The 15,922-nt window shown below is 41.8% G+C and carries 12 protein-coding genes and 2 pseudogenes; 8 read left to right on the forward strand and 6 right to left on the reverse strand.

Annotation, left to right across the window (positions count from 1 at the left end; all coding sequences use genetic code 11):
- Positions 1-67 precede the first annotated feature (67 nt).
- The 5 genes from AACS98_RS20490 to AACS98_RS20510 form a co-directional block, all read right to left on the reverse strand.
- Positions 68-508, reverse strand: coding sequence for a hypothetical protein (locus AACS98_RS20490; protein ID WP_066383362.1), 441 nt, complete (start codon positions 506-508; stop codon positions 68-70).
- A 345-nt stretch (positions 509-853) separates the two neighbouring features.
- On the reverse strand, positions 854-1,708 hold the full coding sequence (locus tag AACS98_RS20495; protein WP_066383364.1) for a DUF72 domain-containing protein: 855 nt from the start codon (positions 1,706-1,708) through the stop codon (positions 854-856).
- A 332-nt stretch (positions 1,709-2,040) separates the two neighbouring features.
- A complete protein-coding gene (locus AACS98_RS20500) occupies positions 2,041-2,709 on the reverse strand; it encodes a dienelactone hydrolase family protein (RefSeq protein ID WP_066383366.1) in 669 nt (222 codons plus the stop codon).
- 15 nt (positions 2,710-2,724) lie between these two features.
- Positions 2,725-3,387 (reverse strand): phosphoribosyltransferase, encoded by a 663-nt coding sequence (locus AACS98_RS20505; protein ID WP_066383369.1) that lies wholly within the window; start codon positions 3,385-3,387, stop codon positions 2,725-2,727.
- A 432-nt stretch (positions 3,388-3,819) separates the two neighbouring features.
- Positions 3,820-6,705 (reverse strand): zinc-dependent metalloprotease, encoded by a 2,886-nt coding sequence (locus AACS98_RS20510; RefSeq protein ID WP_066383371.1) that lies wholly within the window; start codon positions 6,703-6,705, stop codon positions 3,820-3,822.
- A 620-nt stretch (positions 6,706-7,325) separates the two neighbouring features.
- Between AACS98_RS20510 and AACS98_RS20515 the strand changes: the two genes are divergently transcribed.
- The 6 genes and pseudogenes from AACS98_RS20515 to AACS98_RS20540 form a co-directional block, all read left to right on the forward strand.
- The gene (locus AACS98_RS20515) at positions 7,326-8,696 is read left to right on the forward strand and encodes a nicotinate phosphoribosyltransferase (RefSeq protein WP_066383373.1); all 1,371 of its coding nucleotides are present in this window, start codon (positions 7,326-7,328) and stop codon (positions 8,694-8,696) included.
- 57 nt (positions 8,697-8,753) lie between these two features.
- Positions 8,754-9,356: a nicotinate-nucleotide adenylyltransferase gene (locus tag AACS98_RS20520; RefSeq protein ID WP_066383576.1), complete on the forward strand. Its 603-nt coding sequence runs from the start codon at positions 8,754-8,756 to the stop codon at positions 9,354-9,356.
- A complete protein-coding gene (locus AACS98_RS20525) occupies positions 9,317-10,063 on the forward strand; it encodes an NUDIX hydrolase (protein ID WP_066383375.1) in 747 nt (248 codons plus the stop codon). Before AACS98_RS20520 ends, AACS98_RS20525 begins: the two co-directional genes overlap by 40 nt.
- A gap of 43 nt (positions 10,064-10,106) precedes the next feature.
- The gene (locus AACS98_RS20530; protein ID WP_066383377.1) at positions 10,107-11,846 is read left to right on the forward strand and encodes an NAD+ synthase; all 1,740 of its coding nucleotides are present in this window, start codon (positions 10,107-10,109) and stop codon (positions 11,844-11,846) included.
- 112 nt (positions 11,847-11,958) lie between these two features.
- A pseudogene (locus tag AACS98_RS20535) lies at positions 11,959-12,216 on the forward strand (ATP-binding cassette domain-containing protein); the annotation flags it as partial.
- A 454-nt stretch (positions 12,217-12,670) separates the two neighbouring features.
- A pseudogene (locus tag AACS98_RS20540) lies at positions 12,671-13,183 on the forward strand (AAA family ATPase); the annotation flags it as partial.
- Positions 13,184-13,186: 3 nt separating this feature from the next.
- Here the strand turns inward: AACS98_RS20540 and AACS98_RS20545 are convergent.
- The gene (locus tag AACS98_RS20545) at positions 13,187-13,852 is read right to left on the reverse strand and encodes a tetratricopeptide repeat protein (RefSeq protein WP_369816001.1); all 666 of its coding nucleotides are present in this window, start codon (positions 13,850-13,852) and stop codon (positions 13,187-13,189) included.
- Positions 13,853-14,478: 626 nt separating this feature from the next.
- Between AACS98_RS20545 and AACS98_RS20550 the strand changes: the two genes are divergently transcribed.
- Positions 14,479-14,805: a YbjQ family protein gene (locus AACS98_RS20550; protein ID WP_066383380.1), complete on the forward strand. Its 327-nt coding sequence runs from the start codon at positions 14,479-14,481 to the stop codon at positions 14,803-14,805.
- Between the two features lie 406 nt (positions 14,806-15,211).
- Positions 15,212-15,850: a hypothetical protein gene (locus tag AACS98_RS20555; protein ID WP_066383381.1), complete on the forward strand. Its 639-nt coding sequence runs from the start codon at positions 15,212-15,214 to the stop codon at positions 15,848-15,850.
- The last annotated feature ends 72 nt before the right edge of the window (positions 15,851-15,922 follow it).

Consider the following 15,922-nt stretch of genomic DNA (forward strand, 5'->3'; position numbering starts at 1 on the left):
GATTAGGCATTGATGCACAGGGCATGGGATTTTCCCCCTCTGCCTTCTGCACCCTGCCCTCTGCTTCCTACATCACCCTCTGGCGTAGATATTGCTCATCAACTCCTTGTTGAACCCATGTGAGACAGTCATATTTAGATGTAAATAATTTGGGCGCAGCAATGTTATTTAACAACTCTGGGAGATAATGGTCGTAGAAATGTTTACCGTGACTTTCAAAGAGAATAATTAAATTTTGGCGGTAAACATAGCGAGATTGAAAGCTGTCGCCTTGACTGATAAAGTCTGCATTTTGGTCGATATGTTCTTTGGCAATCTCTATAATATTGCTGATGCTATTACCGTAAATTTCCGCCGGATTATCTGCTTGATGAAATTGACTTTTCCTACCTATTTCTGACAGGAGTTTATACGAATAAATTTCGTATTGGTCTGCTTTGCCAAAAACAAATGGGATGATGAGATATCCTTTGTATGAAACTGCACTTTCATAAAGAAGACGACTCATCTAAACCTCCTTGGGTATAACAGCTTAAACAACTATCGCTTCAACAAAATGACTTTTCTGGTTTGTTGAACCGTGTTGGATGAATTTTTGCAAGAGGGGCATCACCCCTTTTTTTAAAACAAATACGAGTGAATAAGTTTTTATCAACAAAGTATTATGATAACTATTATCGCGTGTTTTGATATTAGTATTGAACCAATATCAGACAAAAGTTAAAAATTCATGAGTTTAGTTTGTATAATTTCTCAGCCATTAGACAGAAATTACTATATAGTCATTAGTTATTAGTGATTAGTTACTTAGTGGTTCTCCCCTGCTGCCTCTGCTGCCTCCGATTTCCCAGTTTTACCAGAGGCTTAGTTGATTAGGTGGAGAGTCTAGTTGATTCCAGGGGAGGGGCGGAACTGCTACACCATGCTGTTCTAATAGCTGTTGAAAATAACGGGCGGTGTGAGGCGATCGCTCTTCTAAGGGACAATGAATAAAGAAATAAATTTTGACTCCAGAATGCAACCATTGTTGAATCTGTTTAACCCACTCTTCCATAAACGGCTGATTGACTGACAACTGAGGATGACAAATCAACCGAATTAGACTAAAAGGTGCTGTAACGCTGAATTGTAAGGGTACTTTAGGCTTGCGTCGTTCTGATTTAAACTGGGGGTCATCTTTGCCAGTATAGATTGGACGCGAATCTAGTAACACCCTGCCCACGCCTAAATTTTCTAAAAGCTGTGTCAATTTACTGGTGTGAGGTTCCTTAAACCAGTCAGGATGTCTGACTTCTAATGCTAATGGTGATGCTTGACGCGGCCAAGCTTCTAAAAACTTAGCCAAATCATCAATTAATACTGGGCTATAACTGGGCGGTAACTGGGCAAATATGGGGCCGAGATGTGTACCTAAAGGCTGCATCCCTGCTAAAAATTCTAAAGCAGCAGGTATGTAAGGTGTGAGTAAGCCTTTATGGGTAATTTCCCGTGGTAATTTTAAACAAAATTCAAAGCCTGGAGGTGTTTCAGCCGCCCATCGGCTGATAGTCTCTTGGTTAGGAACTGCATAAAAGGTAGTATTACCTTCTACAGCAGAAAAACGACGGCTGTAGAGATAGAGAAAATCTGTAGCACGAGTATCTGGGGGATACAGTTCCCCCACCCAACCTTTATATGCCCAAACAGCACAACCAATTAAGAAGTTCACAAGCCATGACACAAATAACTTCTAGAACGACTCATCCTGATATCAATCTCTGAGTGTTCTTACTTAATTGTATAGGTAGCTTCCAGAAATATCTGGAATCTGGAAGTTTATTTGTTGTTATCTACTGTAGAGATGTTGCATGCAACGTCTCTACATTTGACTTTTCACGGGATATGGAAAACCCCTCTCCAAACCTCTCCCCTGCCAGGAGAGAGGCTTTGAGTTTTCCCCATTCCCTAGTAGGGAAGGGGGTTAGGGGGTGAGGTTTCACGTTAGCTTTTCCACATAACGTGAAAAGTCAGCTCTACATCCATCACTGATTGGATGCAACTTCATTTGAGATAACTTGTGAACCACTCACTCGCCAGTTGTGCCACAGCTTCTAATTTGCCGGGTTCTTCAAATAAGTGAGTAGCTTGAGGCACAATCTTCAAGCTTTTTTCTGCGCGCAACTGTGCTAAAGCACTCTCATTCATGGCAATTACTGGCGTATCATAACCCCCGACAATTAATAATGTCGGTGCTTTGACTTGCGGTAATGCAGAGGTGGCTAAATCAGGCCGTCCCCCACGAGAAACAACAGCTTTGACAACATCTGGACGGGCTGCGGCTGCTACTAAAGCTGCACCTGCGCCTGTACTTGCGCCAAAGTAACCAATGTTTAAATTATGCGTCTCTGGATGTTGAGCCAGCCAATCTGTTGCCCCTACTAGCCGGGATGCTAATAACCCAATATCAAAGCGTAAATGTCTGGTGTGGATGTCAATGGCTTCTTCTTCAGCCGTGAGCAAGTCAATTAATAAAGTAGCCAGTCCCGCCTGTTGTAAAACTCCGGCTACATAGCGATTGCGGGGACTATGGCGACTGCTACCACTGCCATGAGCAAATAAAACTATGCCTGTGGCACCTTCTGGGATGAATAAGTTGCCTTCTAGGTTGACCTCACCTGCTGAGACTGATACTATATACTCGTGGGGATGTTGTGTCAATATCGGATTCATAAACTCAACCTCCTGTTATGAGCCGTTAGCAATCAACTGTTTTTGCCTGGCGAGTAGGTGACAAACTTCTGCATCAGTTGTTTGGGAAAAATCTTCGTACCAGATACCAATGGCAGATAAATGTTCTGGCATCAATACACAGACAAGTTTATCTAATGCTGGGGCTAGTTCCTCATAGGTGGATGTGCCAACTACGGGAACGGCTAAAACTAATTCGCGGGGTTGTTGTTGTTTGATTGTGGCGATCGCTGCCCGGATAGTGGCACCTGTGGCAATGCCATCATCAATTAAAATGATGGTGCGATTGGTGATGTTTGGTAAGGGGCGATCGCCTCGATAAAGTTGATTGCGGCGTTGTAATTCATGGGTTTCTCTGGCTGCTACAGCGTCTATAATTTCTTGGGGAATTCGCAACCAATCAACAACATTCTCATTAATCACACGTACCCCACCTGTAGAAATTGCACCCATCGCTAATTCTTCATGTCCTGGTACGCCGAGTTTCCGCACCAAGCAAACATCTAAAGGTGCATCCAGATTTTTAGCTACTTCGTAAGCTACAGGTACACCCCCACGGGGAAGTGCCAAAACCAGAACATCGTCCCGATGGGCATATTCTGACAACTTAGCAGCTAATAGCTGTCCGGCTTCTGTCCGATGAGAAAATTTTTGCAGCATATTGTTACACCTGGTTTATGAAAAAAGTTCTTTTTGTGACTGTTTTACAAGATGAGTAATTCCGTGTGTAATCAAAACTCCTTGTAAATACTACCAGTCGGGTTTCTGTGAGATTATCTTATGAGTCAAAAACGATACTTTAGGAATCTTGTAGGGTGCGTCAGACTGTTTAAATGCTGTCAATAAACGTATTTTTGGTATCTGACGCACCCTAGTAATATGCCAGTTGTGTGAATTCTGTACTTGAGACTTGACGGAGGTTTCTGTGCAACCCAACTGACTATCAGGAGGCAATACACGCGATTACACAAGAATCGCTATCTTAAGGTTAGACAAAAAATGTGAGGAAATTGTGAGGACAGTGGGAAGGCGATCGCACTACTCACGTAGGAGTTGCAATTACATCAAAATTACATCTGTCTTCAAGGGTGATTAATTCCCCTGCAACGGTGCATTTAAAGCTTTCTCAATGCGATCGCGGGTTTCCAAAATGTGGGCTTTGGTGTATGCGTCGCGGGTGTTTACTTGCTGGAGTTTGCTATGCAATTGTCTAAGTTTATACCATGCTAGCGAGCGTGCATCTTCTGGTACGTATTCTTGCCGTAATACCATACGAATTAAAATGTCTAAATATTCTCTTTGCAATCCTCTGCGGAAACTGGTAATTTTGAGTTTTCCGCCTTTTGGTTGTAGTACCTCTGTCCAAATTCCGGTTTGCAATGTATCAAACAGTTCTGGTAACGTCAGTGATTTTTCTGGTGGGTTTTTCAGTTCCAAATCCTTAAGTTGGGAGAGGCGATCGCCTGCTAGCAATTCCCGCAAAACAGCACCCTGCAAGAGCAATACTAAATCATGAATGGGATAATCTAACCGCCCCATCTGCGGAAAACTACGCCAGTGTAGCCACCGTGAAGGTGCTAATTTATTCAGCAATTCCGGGGGAAAATTTAGAGCCTTCTCATCAAATACATATTTTTGTAGTGTGTTTAATGCTTGTCGTTGCTTTTCTAGGGGGACTGATTCAAATGGTAATCGCTGTTTAGTAGATACTCTTTCCCTACCATGCAGTCGGTAAAATGATTGTCCACCTATATATTTAGTAGTGTAGAAGATGTTGCGAAAATAGTTATTCAAAATTGTATTAAAGCGATCGCTGACATCACTATAACTATCACCCGCTAACGGAAAACGTTTATTCAGACGTTCCCACATCAACCGCGAATTATCTAGTTGCCACTGTGAATAAACTAGGACGTTGCTGCTATAATCCCAGGCATCGGCAGTTGGATCAAGACCATAGACATCTTCATCTGTAGCATAACTCAACTCCGGTTTCTCAGATTGGTTAGCGATCGCTTGCAGCATCGGCTTTTCTGCTATGGGGTTGGCGGCTAGAATTGGGGTATAACCATACTGAATTGCCCACTCATCATAAACCCCGACGATGCTGGGGAAAAAATCTCCCTGCTTTGTGCCTGGGGGTGCAATGTTGGGAGGAATATAATCCATCACCGAAGTTGTCATACCTCTAGTGCTGGTAATCTCCTGATTATTCATCGCTTCTGGTGGTAGGAAAGTGCTACCCCGGAAGTTGTGACGCAAACCGAGAGTATGACCCACTTCGTGGGCGATAATTAAACGTAAATATTCATGGATGTATTGTTGTATTTGTTTTTGGCTGGGTACGTTGTCTTGTAGTAATGACATCGCCATCGAACCAAAAGCAAATTGATTAGCTGCTTCGATGCCGTAGCACACATCATACTTGCTGCTTAATTGGGCTAACCGTTGCAAAAATTTATTTGGCTCAGTTGTGCTGTTGTCTTTGGTAGTTCTACCATAATTACAAAGCTGGCGATCGCGGATTAATCCTGATAAAGAAGTGCGAGTTTTGCTTTGACTTGGTTGGATGAGTTGACGATAGTTACCCTTGAGATAGCGGATAAAGCCGGCATCTACTAAGATATCTGCATCTAAAATTTCCCCAGTTAAAGGATTAATGCGAGATGGCCCCATCGCAAAATAACCATCCACTGTGTTAATCCAGCGAATCGTATTATAGCGGATGTCTGCCGGATGCCAGGTAACATGATCTGGCATTTGCTTGGCTACAATCGCATCTTTAAATCCCGCTTTCAAAAAGGCTTTGTTCCACATTAGTATGCCTTCTTTAATCGCATCGCGATATTCTAAAGGCACAGCGTTGTCAATCCAAAAGACAATCGGTTTTTTTGGTGGAGATATCGGTGCGTTGGGATTTTCTTTTTCTAAATGCCAGCGATTAATATAACGGATAAACGGTTCATCGCGTTCATGTTCAGATAAATCGTGGTAGGCAGTGATAAAATAACCCACACGTTCGTCAGCTAATCGGGGACGATAATTGTTGTTTGGTAATTGCGAGAGACTGTAGTGAACCCGCAAAGTAAAGCCACGGCTATCAGGCAGGGCTGTAAAACCCTGCATTGGATTTGCTTGATTACTACTACCTGAGAAAGTCAAAATTGTTTCCACCTCTAAGTTTTGGGGAAAAACTTTCGCATCACCAAAATAGGATTGATCTGTGTTGGCACTCATACCTATACTCAGAGCTAATCCTGATAAGTCTGTCAGTAGTAAGTCACCCAAATCAATCAGTAAACTTTGGCGTTGGGGATGAATACTTTTAATCGGCAAAGCATAGAGAACCGAATCACTAAAGGAACGGGCGAGCGATCGCACTTGTGGATCACCTTCCCGTGTGCGAAAATTCACATTCCGCACTACAAAATATAAGTTTTTATCTACCCGTTGGAAATAAAATAAAAAGTCTTGTAATGGCAATCCACTATAAATTCCCTCTTCACCAATCCCAGATTCCAAGGTTGCAGTCGCTAAATAATTTTTATTGAGTTGTTCTGGTTTTACTTCCAGATAAATTTTATTCTTTTCTTGATGATGATATATAGTAAATAATCCTGCTGATTTCTCCGTATCTTTAATTACTGTATCAAATTCTTCCCCATCATCTTTTTTCTCTGGTTTAGTTGCGCTCTCAGGTTTCTTTACCGGATTATCTGTCGGTTTACCCACTTTTAATAATGGTTGTTCCCCTGATTTTTTAGTATCTTTAACTACCCAAAAAAACGGTTTATTTTGTACCTGTTGATTTGGCTCAATTACCCACAGTTGTTTATTTGTATTTTTTGCTACATTTGTTTTTTGGTTGTTATCAACCATTTTCTGGACTACACCATGAGGTAATGATTGAGCATTTGCAGATGTGATGCCTAAAAATAAACCCTGTAACACTATTACATAAAAGGACAGCCTATTCATCCCATTCATCCCTGATAACGCTAGTTAATGTTTAATTATGATTTGTAGTCTGGTTTTGCTGTAGTAATTTTTTCCTTTGATAGTTTGTCTTAAACAATACGTATTATTTTTACATTAATTTAGTAAAATTACAGAAGAAAACATCAGAACTTAACTAAATTTGCTGATAAGTTTGTATTTTGATGTTAAATATTTAATTTCCGTAAATATCAATCTCTCATCTGGCAGATTTTCCGATGACGCACCCTACTAATGTGTCAGTTGCGTCAATCCTGGGTGATTTTGGTTATTTTCTTTTTAATGAAATTAACCATTAAAAAAAGTTAATTAATGGTTTGATGACATATTGCCGACAAAGTTACGAGTCCAGGCCGGATGCAGCCTAACAAAACAATCCTGACGACGAGGGCTAAGTGTCGTGTAGGGTGCGTCAGCCGCGATAATTGGGTAAAAACACAGATGTTTAACATCTGACACACCCTACTAATGTGCTGCGGTCGAGGGAACAGGAAGGATCAGGGAATAGTTAGGGTTTTGCTGTTTATAATTTTTATACTTGACAGACGTTATGGTAAATTCTACCATAATACAAGCAACCATTTTTGTAAGGAAGCTCTGGTATGTCACCTTTCCCGGTCTGGGATAGCCACCAGAAACCAAAATTAGATATCTCTGCGGCAGAATACAGCCTTCTCACAGACCTTTATCAGTTAACAATGGCAGCTTGTTATACTGGTGAAGGTGTGGAACAACGACGGGCTTGCTTTGAGTTATTCGTCAGGCGTGTGCCAGAGGGTTTTGGCTATTTAATTGCAATGGGTTTGGCGCAAGCGTTGGAATATTTAGAAAACCTGCGCTTTAGTCCCGAACAGATAGCCGCATTACAAGCAACAGGGATTTTTGCCCAAGCTAGCCCTCGCTTTTGGTCATTGTTGGCTGAAGGACGGTTTACTGGGGATGTGTGGGCAGTACCAGAAGGAACAGCAGTCTTTGCCAATGAGCCATTATTGCGTGTAGAAGCACCTTTATGGCAAGCGCAATTAGTTGAAACTTATCTATTAAATACCCTCAACTACCAAACCCTGATAGCAACCAGGGCGGCACGTCTGCGGGATGTCGCAGGTGAGAAGGCTAGACTTTTAGAATTCGGCACGAGACGGGCATTTAGTCCCCAAGCCTCATTGTGGGCAGCCAGGGCAGCTTTAGCCGGGGGTTTAGATGCCACCTCCAATGTGTTAGCCGCGCTACAACTGGGTGAACAGCCTAGTGGTACGATGGCTCATGCCTTGGTTATGGCGTTATCCGCGATGGAAGGCAGTGAAGAACAAGCTTTTACAGCATTCCATCGTTATTTTCCTGGTGCGCCATTGTTAATTGATACTTATGATACTGTCGCGGCGGCAGAACATTTAGCCGTAAAAGTTAACGCGGGAGAGATGGAGTTAACAGGAGTCAGGTTAGACTCTGGAGACTTAATCACTTTATCTCAACAGGTGCGATCGCTCCTTCCCAACGTGACAATTTTTGCTAGCGGTGACTTAGACGAATGGGAAATTGCCAGACTCCAAGCCGCAGGTGCAGCAATTGATGGCTATGGACTAGGAACGAAATTAGTTACCGGTTCACCTGTGAATGGAGTGTATAAACTCGTAGAAATTGACGGTATCCCGGTAATGAAAAAGTCCACGGGTAAAGTCACCTATCCCGGACGTAAGCAAATTTTTCGGACATTTGCCGACAATCAAATTACAGCCGACAGACTAGGATTAATCAGCGAAACTCCCCTACCTGGAGAACAACCCCTATTGCAATTAGTAGTCAAACAAGGTCAACGACTGCAACCACTAGAAACCCTAGCCGAAATTCGCCAACGTACCACCGCTTCCGTAGCCAGTTTACCAGAAAAAACCAGACAACTAAATCATCCTATGACCTTAACAGTAGAGATTTCCCCCACACTGGCAGAGTTAATCAGGGGAGTGGGGAGATGAGGGAGAAAAACTAATAACTAATAACTAATGACTAATGACTAATAACTAATAACTATGATGCAAAAAATTGCTTTATTTGGTACTAGCGCAGATCCACCAACAGCAGGACATCAAAAAATTCTGCGGTGGTTGTCTGAGCGTTATGATTGGGTAGCAGTGTGGGCGGCTGATAATCCATTTAAATCTCATCAGACACCATTACCCCATCGGGCGGCAATGCTGCATTTGTTGATTACGGATATCGAAGCACCCCACAAGAATATAGCTTTAGAACAGGAATTAAGTAGTTTTAGAACCTTGGAAACCTTAGATAAAGCTAAATCACGTTGGGGTGATGATGCCGAATTCACCTTAGTAATTGGTTCAGATTTATTGCATCAGCTACCGCGCTGGTATCGAATTGAAGAATTATTACAGCAAGTGCAATTGTTGATTGTACCGCGACCGGGATATGAGATAGATGAATCTAGCTTAGAAGCCGTAAAAGCACTGGGAGGCAAAATTGCGATCGCCAGTTTAACTGGTTTAGATGTCTCCTCTACAGCGTATCGTGAACATGGAAACACCGCAGCCCTAATTCCCCCTATAGCTGCTTATATCAATCAACAGCGTTTGTACAAATGCCCGCCCGCAATCACAAAAAAAGTTCAAATTTGTTAAATCAACAACCTTTGGCTGATTTTAAAGTAGGTGTTGATAATGTAATTTTCTCTGTAGATACTGTCCAGAATCGTCTGTTAGTTCTGTTAGTCATGCGGCAGCAAGAACCATTTTCAAATCAATGGAGTCTGCCCGGTACTTTAGTCCGTCAAGGAGAGTCTTTAGAAGATGCTGCTTATCGCATTATGGCAGAGAAAATTAGAGTCAATAATCTTTATTTAGAACAGTTATACACCTTTGGCGGCCCAAAACGTGACCCCAGAGAAGCCACTGGTAGTTATGGTGTGCGTTATCTATCAGTTAGTTATTTTGCCCTAGTCAGATTTGAAGAAGCAGAACTAATCGCTGATGGCGTGACAGGTATTGCTTGGTATCCAGTCAAGCAAGTGCCAAAATTAGCCTTTGATCATCAGGAAATTTTGGCTTATGGACATAGAAGGTTACGCAATAAATTAGAATACAGTCCGGTAGCTTTTGAAGTCTTACCGGAAATGTTTACTTTAAATGATTTATATCAATTATACACCACAGTTTTAGGGGATAATTTCGCTGATTATTCTAATTTTCGCGCCCGTCTCTTGAAGTTAGGCTTCTTATCTGATACAGGTATCAAAGTATCAAGAGGTGCTGGTCGTCCCGCCACTTTATATAAATTTGATGCTGACGCTTTTGCCCCATTTAAAGATAAGCCTTTAGTGTTTATTTAGCACAGGGAGCAGAGGAGAAAAACTAATAAGTAATGACTCAACTATGAAAATTGCGATCGCTCAACTTAATCCTATAATTGGTGACTTGTCAGGTAATGCTCAAAAAATTCTGGAAATAGCACAGCAAGCTGTGGCAACAGGGGCGCGGTTGTTGTTAACTCCAGAACTTTCTTTATGTGGCTATCCCCCCAGGGATTTATTATTAAATCCCAGTTTTGTCGCAGCTATGAATGTTACTTTACAGCAATTAGCGAGAGATTTACCCGCTAATTTAGCTGTGTTAGTTGGGACTGTCGCCCAAAATTTAAAAGCCCATGTTACAGGCGGAAAAACTTTATTTAATAGTATCGCTTTGTTAGAAAATGGACAAATTAAGCAATATTTCCATAAGCGACTCTTACCAACTTATGACGTATTTGACGAAAATCGTTACTTTGAACCAGGACTAGAAGCTAACTATTTCACCTTAGATAATATTGATATTGGTGTAACAGTTTGCGAAGATTTATGGAACGATGAAGAATTTTGGGGTAAACGGCATTATGCAGCTAATCCCGTCGCTGACTTATCAATTTTAGGTGTGGATTTGATTGTCAATTTATCAGCCTCACCCTACACAGTCGGTAAGCAACGCAGTCGAGAAGCAATGCTCAAACATAGTGCTGTGCGTTTCCAACAACCGATCATTTATACTAACCAAGTTGGCGGTAACGACGACTTAATTTTTGATGGTTTTAGTTTTGCTTTAAATCGTCAAGGTGAAGTAATTTGTCGTGCGCCTGGTTTTACCAGCGATTTAGTGACGGTAGAATTTGACGCAGCGCAACGGGATTTAAAATTAAGTTCTGTTGTCCCAGAATACACCTCAGAAGATGAAGAAATTTGGCACGCTTTAGTTTTGGGGGTGCGAGATTATGCCCAAAAGTGCCGTTTTTCTAAAGCCGTCTTGGGTTTGAGTGGTGGGATAGATTCCTCATTGGTAGCGGCGATCGCCACGGCCGCCCTTGGTAAAGAAAATGTCTTAGGTGTACTGATGCCTTCCCCCTACAGTTCCGAACATTCCATCAGTGATGCTTTAGCATTAGCCAAAAATTTGGGGATACAAACACAAGTTATACCCATAGGCGAATTAATGCAAGGTTTTGATCACAGCTTGGCTGATTTGTTTGCAGGGACAGAATTTGGTATTGCTGAGGAAAATATTCAATCCCGAATTCGGGGTAACTTATTAATGGCGATCGCCAATAAATTTGGCTATGTATTATTATCTACCGGCAACAAGTCAGAAATGGCAGTGGGTTACTGTACCCTCTACGGTGACATGAATGGCGGGTTAGCCGTAATTGCTGATGTTCCCAAAACTCGCGTTTATTCCCTCTGTAACTGGCTAAACTCTCAACACTCAACAGTCATCCCTCAAAACGTGATCACCAAAGCACCAAGCGCGGAACTCAAACCCGGTCAAGTTGATCAAGACTCTCTACCACCCTACGAAATTTTAGACGATATTTTGCAACGCTTAATTAATCAACATCAATCAGTAGGGCAAATAGTCGCCGCCGGTCATGATTCTGTAGTTGTAGACAGAATTATCCAAATGTTAGCACGGGCTGAGTTCAAACGCCGACAAGCACCACCAGGATTAAAAATTACTGACCGCGCCTTTGGTACAGGCTGGCGAATGCCAATTGCTAGTAGTTGGAGTGCGTTGAAAAACACATATCACACTGAAACCTCTAGTTCCAGTGTTTCTTGTTGGGAGAATCAAGAATTACAAGCATAATTAAACGCAAAGTGGCGCAAAGTTGACGCAGAGAAACGCAGAGTTTTTTTACTGAGGGTTTGTAGTCAAAAATGGTAGTCTATAGTAATGAAACTGTGTAATCAATGTCTTCATGTCTGCTGCTGTTCTGCTAGAAAACGTCTACAAGTTTTATAACCAAGTGCCTGTAGTAAATGACCTGTCATTTAGCATCGAGGCTGGAGAAATATTTGCTCTGCTTGGCCCTAATGGCGCAGGTAAATCCACTACAATTCGGATGTTGACGACACTGACTGTCTGGGAAAACATGGAATTGCACGGCAGACTACATCATATAGCTAACTCACAACGACAACGATTAATTAATCAATGGTTGGAGTATGTTGAAGTGAAGTACCCCAACTAAGCTGACGCTATAGTTGCGGCTTCGCGTCTCATTCGCCATTGCCTCCTTGTACAAGTACAGATTGGTCTTACACAGCGTTTCTGGTATTGCTACCTTTATCTTCTCAAGGAAGAACCCGCGCCGCCATCCCACTTCCTGGGACAGTTTGATTGCTTTTCGTCTTACTCGCCTTGGATTTACGACAATGGTCAACCAGCTAGGTTTTCAGATTCCCCGATCTACCGATTTATCTGCGGCAAGGTTCGTACACCTACTTTGAAGTTAGCCTGTCTGTTCAATACGGTCGGGTGGGTTGTCAACCATCTGTATTCTACCGTAGATTTGACGACTTCTCATACATCTTTGACAGTCTTTCCTACGGAAAAATTGCTCAAAGATGCTATCGTCGTCGTCCGACTTATATCCCCACATTCCATTCTTATAGGTGGGGACTTACGCCGATTTTGTTAAAACCTTGTCTGGGGGTATGAAACGGCGGTTACAAATAGCTAGGGCTTTGTTACATCAACCGCGAATTTTATTTTTAGATGAACCAACGGTAGGATTAGATCCCCAGACTCGGCGACGACTATGGGAAATTATTCGAGATTTGAACCGCCAAGGAATGACGATACTATTAACTACTCATTATATGGATGAGGTGGAATTTCTCTGTGATGCTTTTGGCTCGACTCAACCAGGACGCATCGGGATTATGGATGGTGGTAAACTGATTTCTTTAGGCACGCTACAACAATTACGCTCTATACATGGTGAAGGTTTGGTCATGAAACAATTGGATGTTACCAACGCAGCAGGTGATAGGGCGCGCCAATGGGAATATTTGTTTTTCCCGTCTTTGGAAGCAGCAAACAATTATCTGAATCAACAGACTAATAAAACTGGGATGATGGTACGTCCTTCTAATTTAGAAGATATTTTTGTAGAATTGACTGGACGGCAGTTAAATTAATTTTTAGCCGCCTAATTCTTGTAGCATCGCTTCTACTCTGGCTACACCATCCGAGTCATTGCGCCGGCGATATAAGTCACGGGCTTTCTGTAATAAATTAGTGGCTTGCTTGGGTAGACGACGCTGTTTATACATTACAGCCATAAATTCGTAGGTTTGACCGTTGTTCCTATCCAGTTTAATGGCTTCCTCAAACGCCCAGTTAGCTGCTTTGTAGTCTCCTAGGCGAGATTGGGTGATACCTAATCCTATATAGGCGTTAATATTACCTCTATTGAGTTGTATGGCACGACGGTAAGCTTCTTTCGCTCCAGCCGTATCACCCATATTACCTTTGATGAAACCTACAGCATAGTAAAAATCACTATTGTTGGGGTTGAGTGCGATCGCCCGGCGGTATGCTGCTAGTGCCGCTTGAAAATTCCCTTGTTGTGCATACAGGTAGCCGATACCCGAATGGATTCTCGCATTCCTATTATCTAGGGCTGCTGCTCGTTGGTAAACAGCGATCGCCCCATTATAATCACCCGCGTCTACTAGCTGTTTACCCTGCTCCAAAAGTTCTTTCAATTCTGGTTTACTAGCTTGCGCTACTATAGTTTGAGCCTGTGCCACTGTTGGGATGCTAGCAACACTGCTTCCTAACAACAAAACACCCAATATTAACATTATGCGTTTGTACACAGTAAATTTCCTGAAATTATAATCAACTTTTTGCTTGTACATTAAAACAAAAATATCAATTTTTGCAACCTGTAGTTTGCCTGACTTTATAAAATATTAATAATCCGTAAATACCTTCACCTCGTTTCACAGGGAACTTTTAGGTTTCATTTGGAATCAAGCAACTATTACAGCATTGGGCAATTAGGCAAGCTATCAGTATAATTCATTCACCGCCGTCCACCATCAATGCAACTTTAGCTCATGAAGATGAAAATCGCTATAGTACAAATTCAACATCATTTCTCAGTTCGATTATCCCTTGTAACTCAGTGAGATTATTTGGTCAGTATTTTGTCTGCTAACTATTACTAGAAAAAGTTTAAATGCTATGTATATAGGGACTTGATGATTTACTAATGTTCTGGGAATACACAAATTCATCCTTGCTCAAATATATAGCGAATTTTTCTATCAATGTCTCCAAAAATATTCATGTTTTCTTGTCTATTTTTTCGTTAAAATCAAGCTAAACTCCCAAAATTTACTTGATTGACCACACAATTCGCTAGAAAACACTGACAGCAATTATACATAAGCATGAGCTAATCCGCAATTTGTGAGGATAAATTATGATTTTAACCACAACTGATGTGATTCAAGGTGCAGTCATCGAATCATATTTGGGCATTGTCACGGCAGAAGTTGTCTATGGTAGCAATTTCCTGCGGGATTTTTTAGCTGGGATTCGGGATGTGATTGGTGGACGCACTGGTAGTTATGAGCGTTTATTTGAGCAGGGACAAAAAAAAGCCATCGAAGAATTAGAACAACGTGCATTGCGTTTAGGTGCTAACGCTGTTATTGGTATCGAAATTGACACGGGGACGATTAATGTTGACCAATCAGGAGTTTTGTTACTGATTACTGCCACAGGTACTGCTGTGAAATTGCGTTAGTTTTTGTCTCTGTATTTATATATCTTTGGTTATAGCTGTGAAGAATTTTTGATGAGTAATATTGTGGTCAGTATCACTCATCATCTATGACCAAAAATTTAAATTATTTATGAAAAACTAATTATGATTCCTTATTGAAAGTATTGAAAAATTTACAAAACAGAATTGAGTAAGTTTTGAGAAAAAGTGAATAATACCAAATAAGATAGCCTAATTTGGCAAAATTCAATTATTTGAAAATAGTTAAATAGACTGATTTCTTACGACTCTTGATAGAGTGAATAACTCTTTCTGCTGATAGATATTAAAATCTATAATTCGCCATTTAATTTTAAACGTAAGCATAAATATAACTAACTTGAAAAAAACTTTACTTGAGTAAAGTAGCAATGGAGAAAATAGACTTATGTCATACGTAAATCGAGTAGGTGACGATGTTATACAACCGGAAAGTGCGATCGCTGGCAGAGTAGCCGAGTATCATGATCGTGTGCGCTGGGGCCCGATAATTTCCGGTGTATTAGTTGCTTTAGCTACGCAATTGATTTTAAGTTCGGCATTTGCCGCCATTGGCGCGGGAAGCATTGCCGGCTCCGGTGCGCCTCGTAGCATTGCACCTGGCGTTGCTGGTAATGTCGGGATTTGGTCAACCATTGCGCTATTAATTTCCCTATTCGTTGGCGGTTGGATTACAACCCGTGCTTGTGGCCCCATGAATCGCAATACCGCACTGCTCAACGGTGCGATTTTATGGGCTACCACTTTAGCACTTAGCTCCTGGCTATTAGCAAGTGGCGTGTCTGGAGCTTTTGGTGTTGCAGCTTATAACGCTGGGGAAGTAATCAACCAAGTACAACAACCAGGAGGCGTAGTTTTACCACAGAATATACCTAACGTCACTCCCGAACAAGCTCGCGATATTGCGGCGGCGACTTCTAGGGCGTTATGGTGGTTTGTCTTCGGTTCTTTATTAGGTTTAGTGGCAGCGTTGATCGGTGCGGCTGTAGGTGTTCGCAGTCCTCGCTCCCACAGTTATCAAAGTTAGTGCAGAAGTTCTACATATTCCGCCCTGCCCAAATCCCCGACTTCTTTGAGAAGTCGGGGATTTATGTCATGT

This window comes from Anabaena sp. CA = ATCC 33047 (assembly GCF_963870205.1).
GTDB lineage: Bacteria > Cyanobacteriota > Cyanobacteriia > Cyanobacteriales > Nostocaceae > Trichormus.

Coding starts and splice junctions, on each gene's coding strand:
- AACS98_RS20555 (WP_066383381.1), top strand. CDS start 15,212: ATGTCATACGTAAATCGAGTAGGTGACGATGTTATACAACCGGAAAGT.
- AACS98_RS20545 (WP_369816001.1), bottom strand. CDS start 13,852: ATGTTAATATTGGGTGTTTTGTTGTTAGGAAGCAGTGTTGCTAGCATC.
- AACS98_RS20515 (WP_066383373.1), top strand. CDS start 7,326: ATGTCACCTTTCCCGGTCTGGGATAGCCACCAGAAACCAAAATTAGAT.
- AACS98_RS20500 (WP_066383366.1), bottom strand. CDS start 2,709: ATGAATCCGATATTGACACAACATCCCCACGAGTATATAGTATCAGTC.
- AACS98_RS20525 (WP_066383375.1), top strand. CDS start 9,317: ATGCCCGCCCGCAATCACAAAAAAAGTTCAAATTTGTTAAATCAACAA.
- AACS98_RS20520 (WP_066383576.1), top strand. CDS start 8,754: ATGCAAAAAATTGCTTTATTTGGTACTAGCGCAGATCCACCAACAGCA.
- AACS98_RS20510 (WP_066383371.1), bottom strand. CDS start 6,705: ATGAATAGGCTGTCCTTTTATGTAATAGTGTTACAGGGTTTATTTTTA.
- AACS98_RS20550 (WP_066383380.1), top strand. CDS start 14,479: ATGATTTTAACCACAACTGATGTGATTCAAGGTGCAGTCATCGAATCA.
- AACS98_RS20490 (WP_066383362.1), bottom strand. CDS start 508: ATGAGTCGTCTTCTTTATGAAAGTGCAGTTTCATACAAAGGATATCTC.
- AACS98_RS20530 (WP_066383377.1), top strand. CDS start 10,107: ATGAAAATTGCGATCGCTCAACTTAATCCTATAATTGGTGACTTGTCA.
- AACS98_RS20505 (WP_066383369.1), bottom strand. CDS start 3,387: ATGCTGCAAAAATTTTCTCATCGGACAGAAGCCGGACAGCTATTAGCT.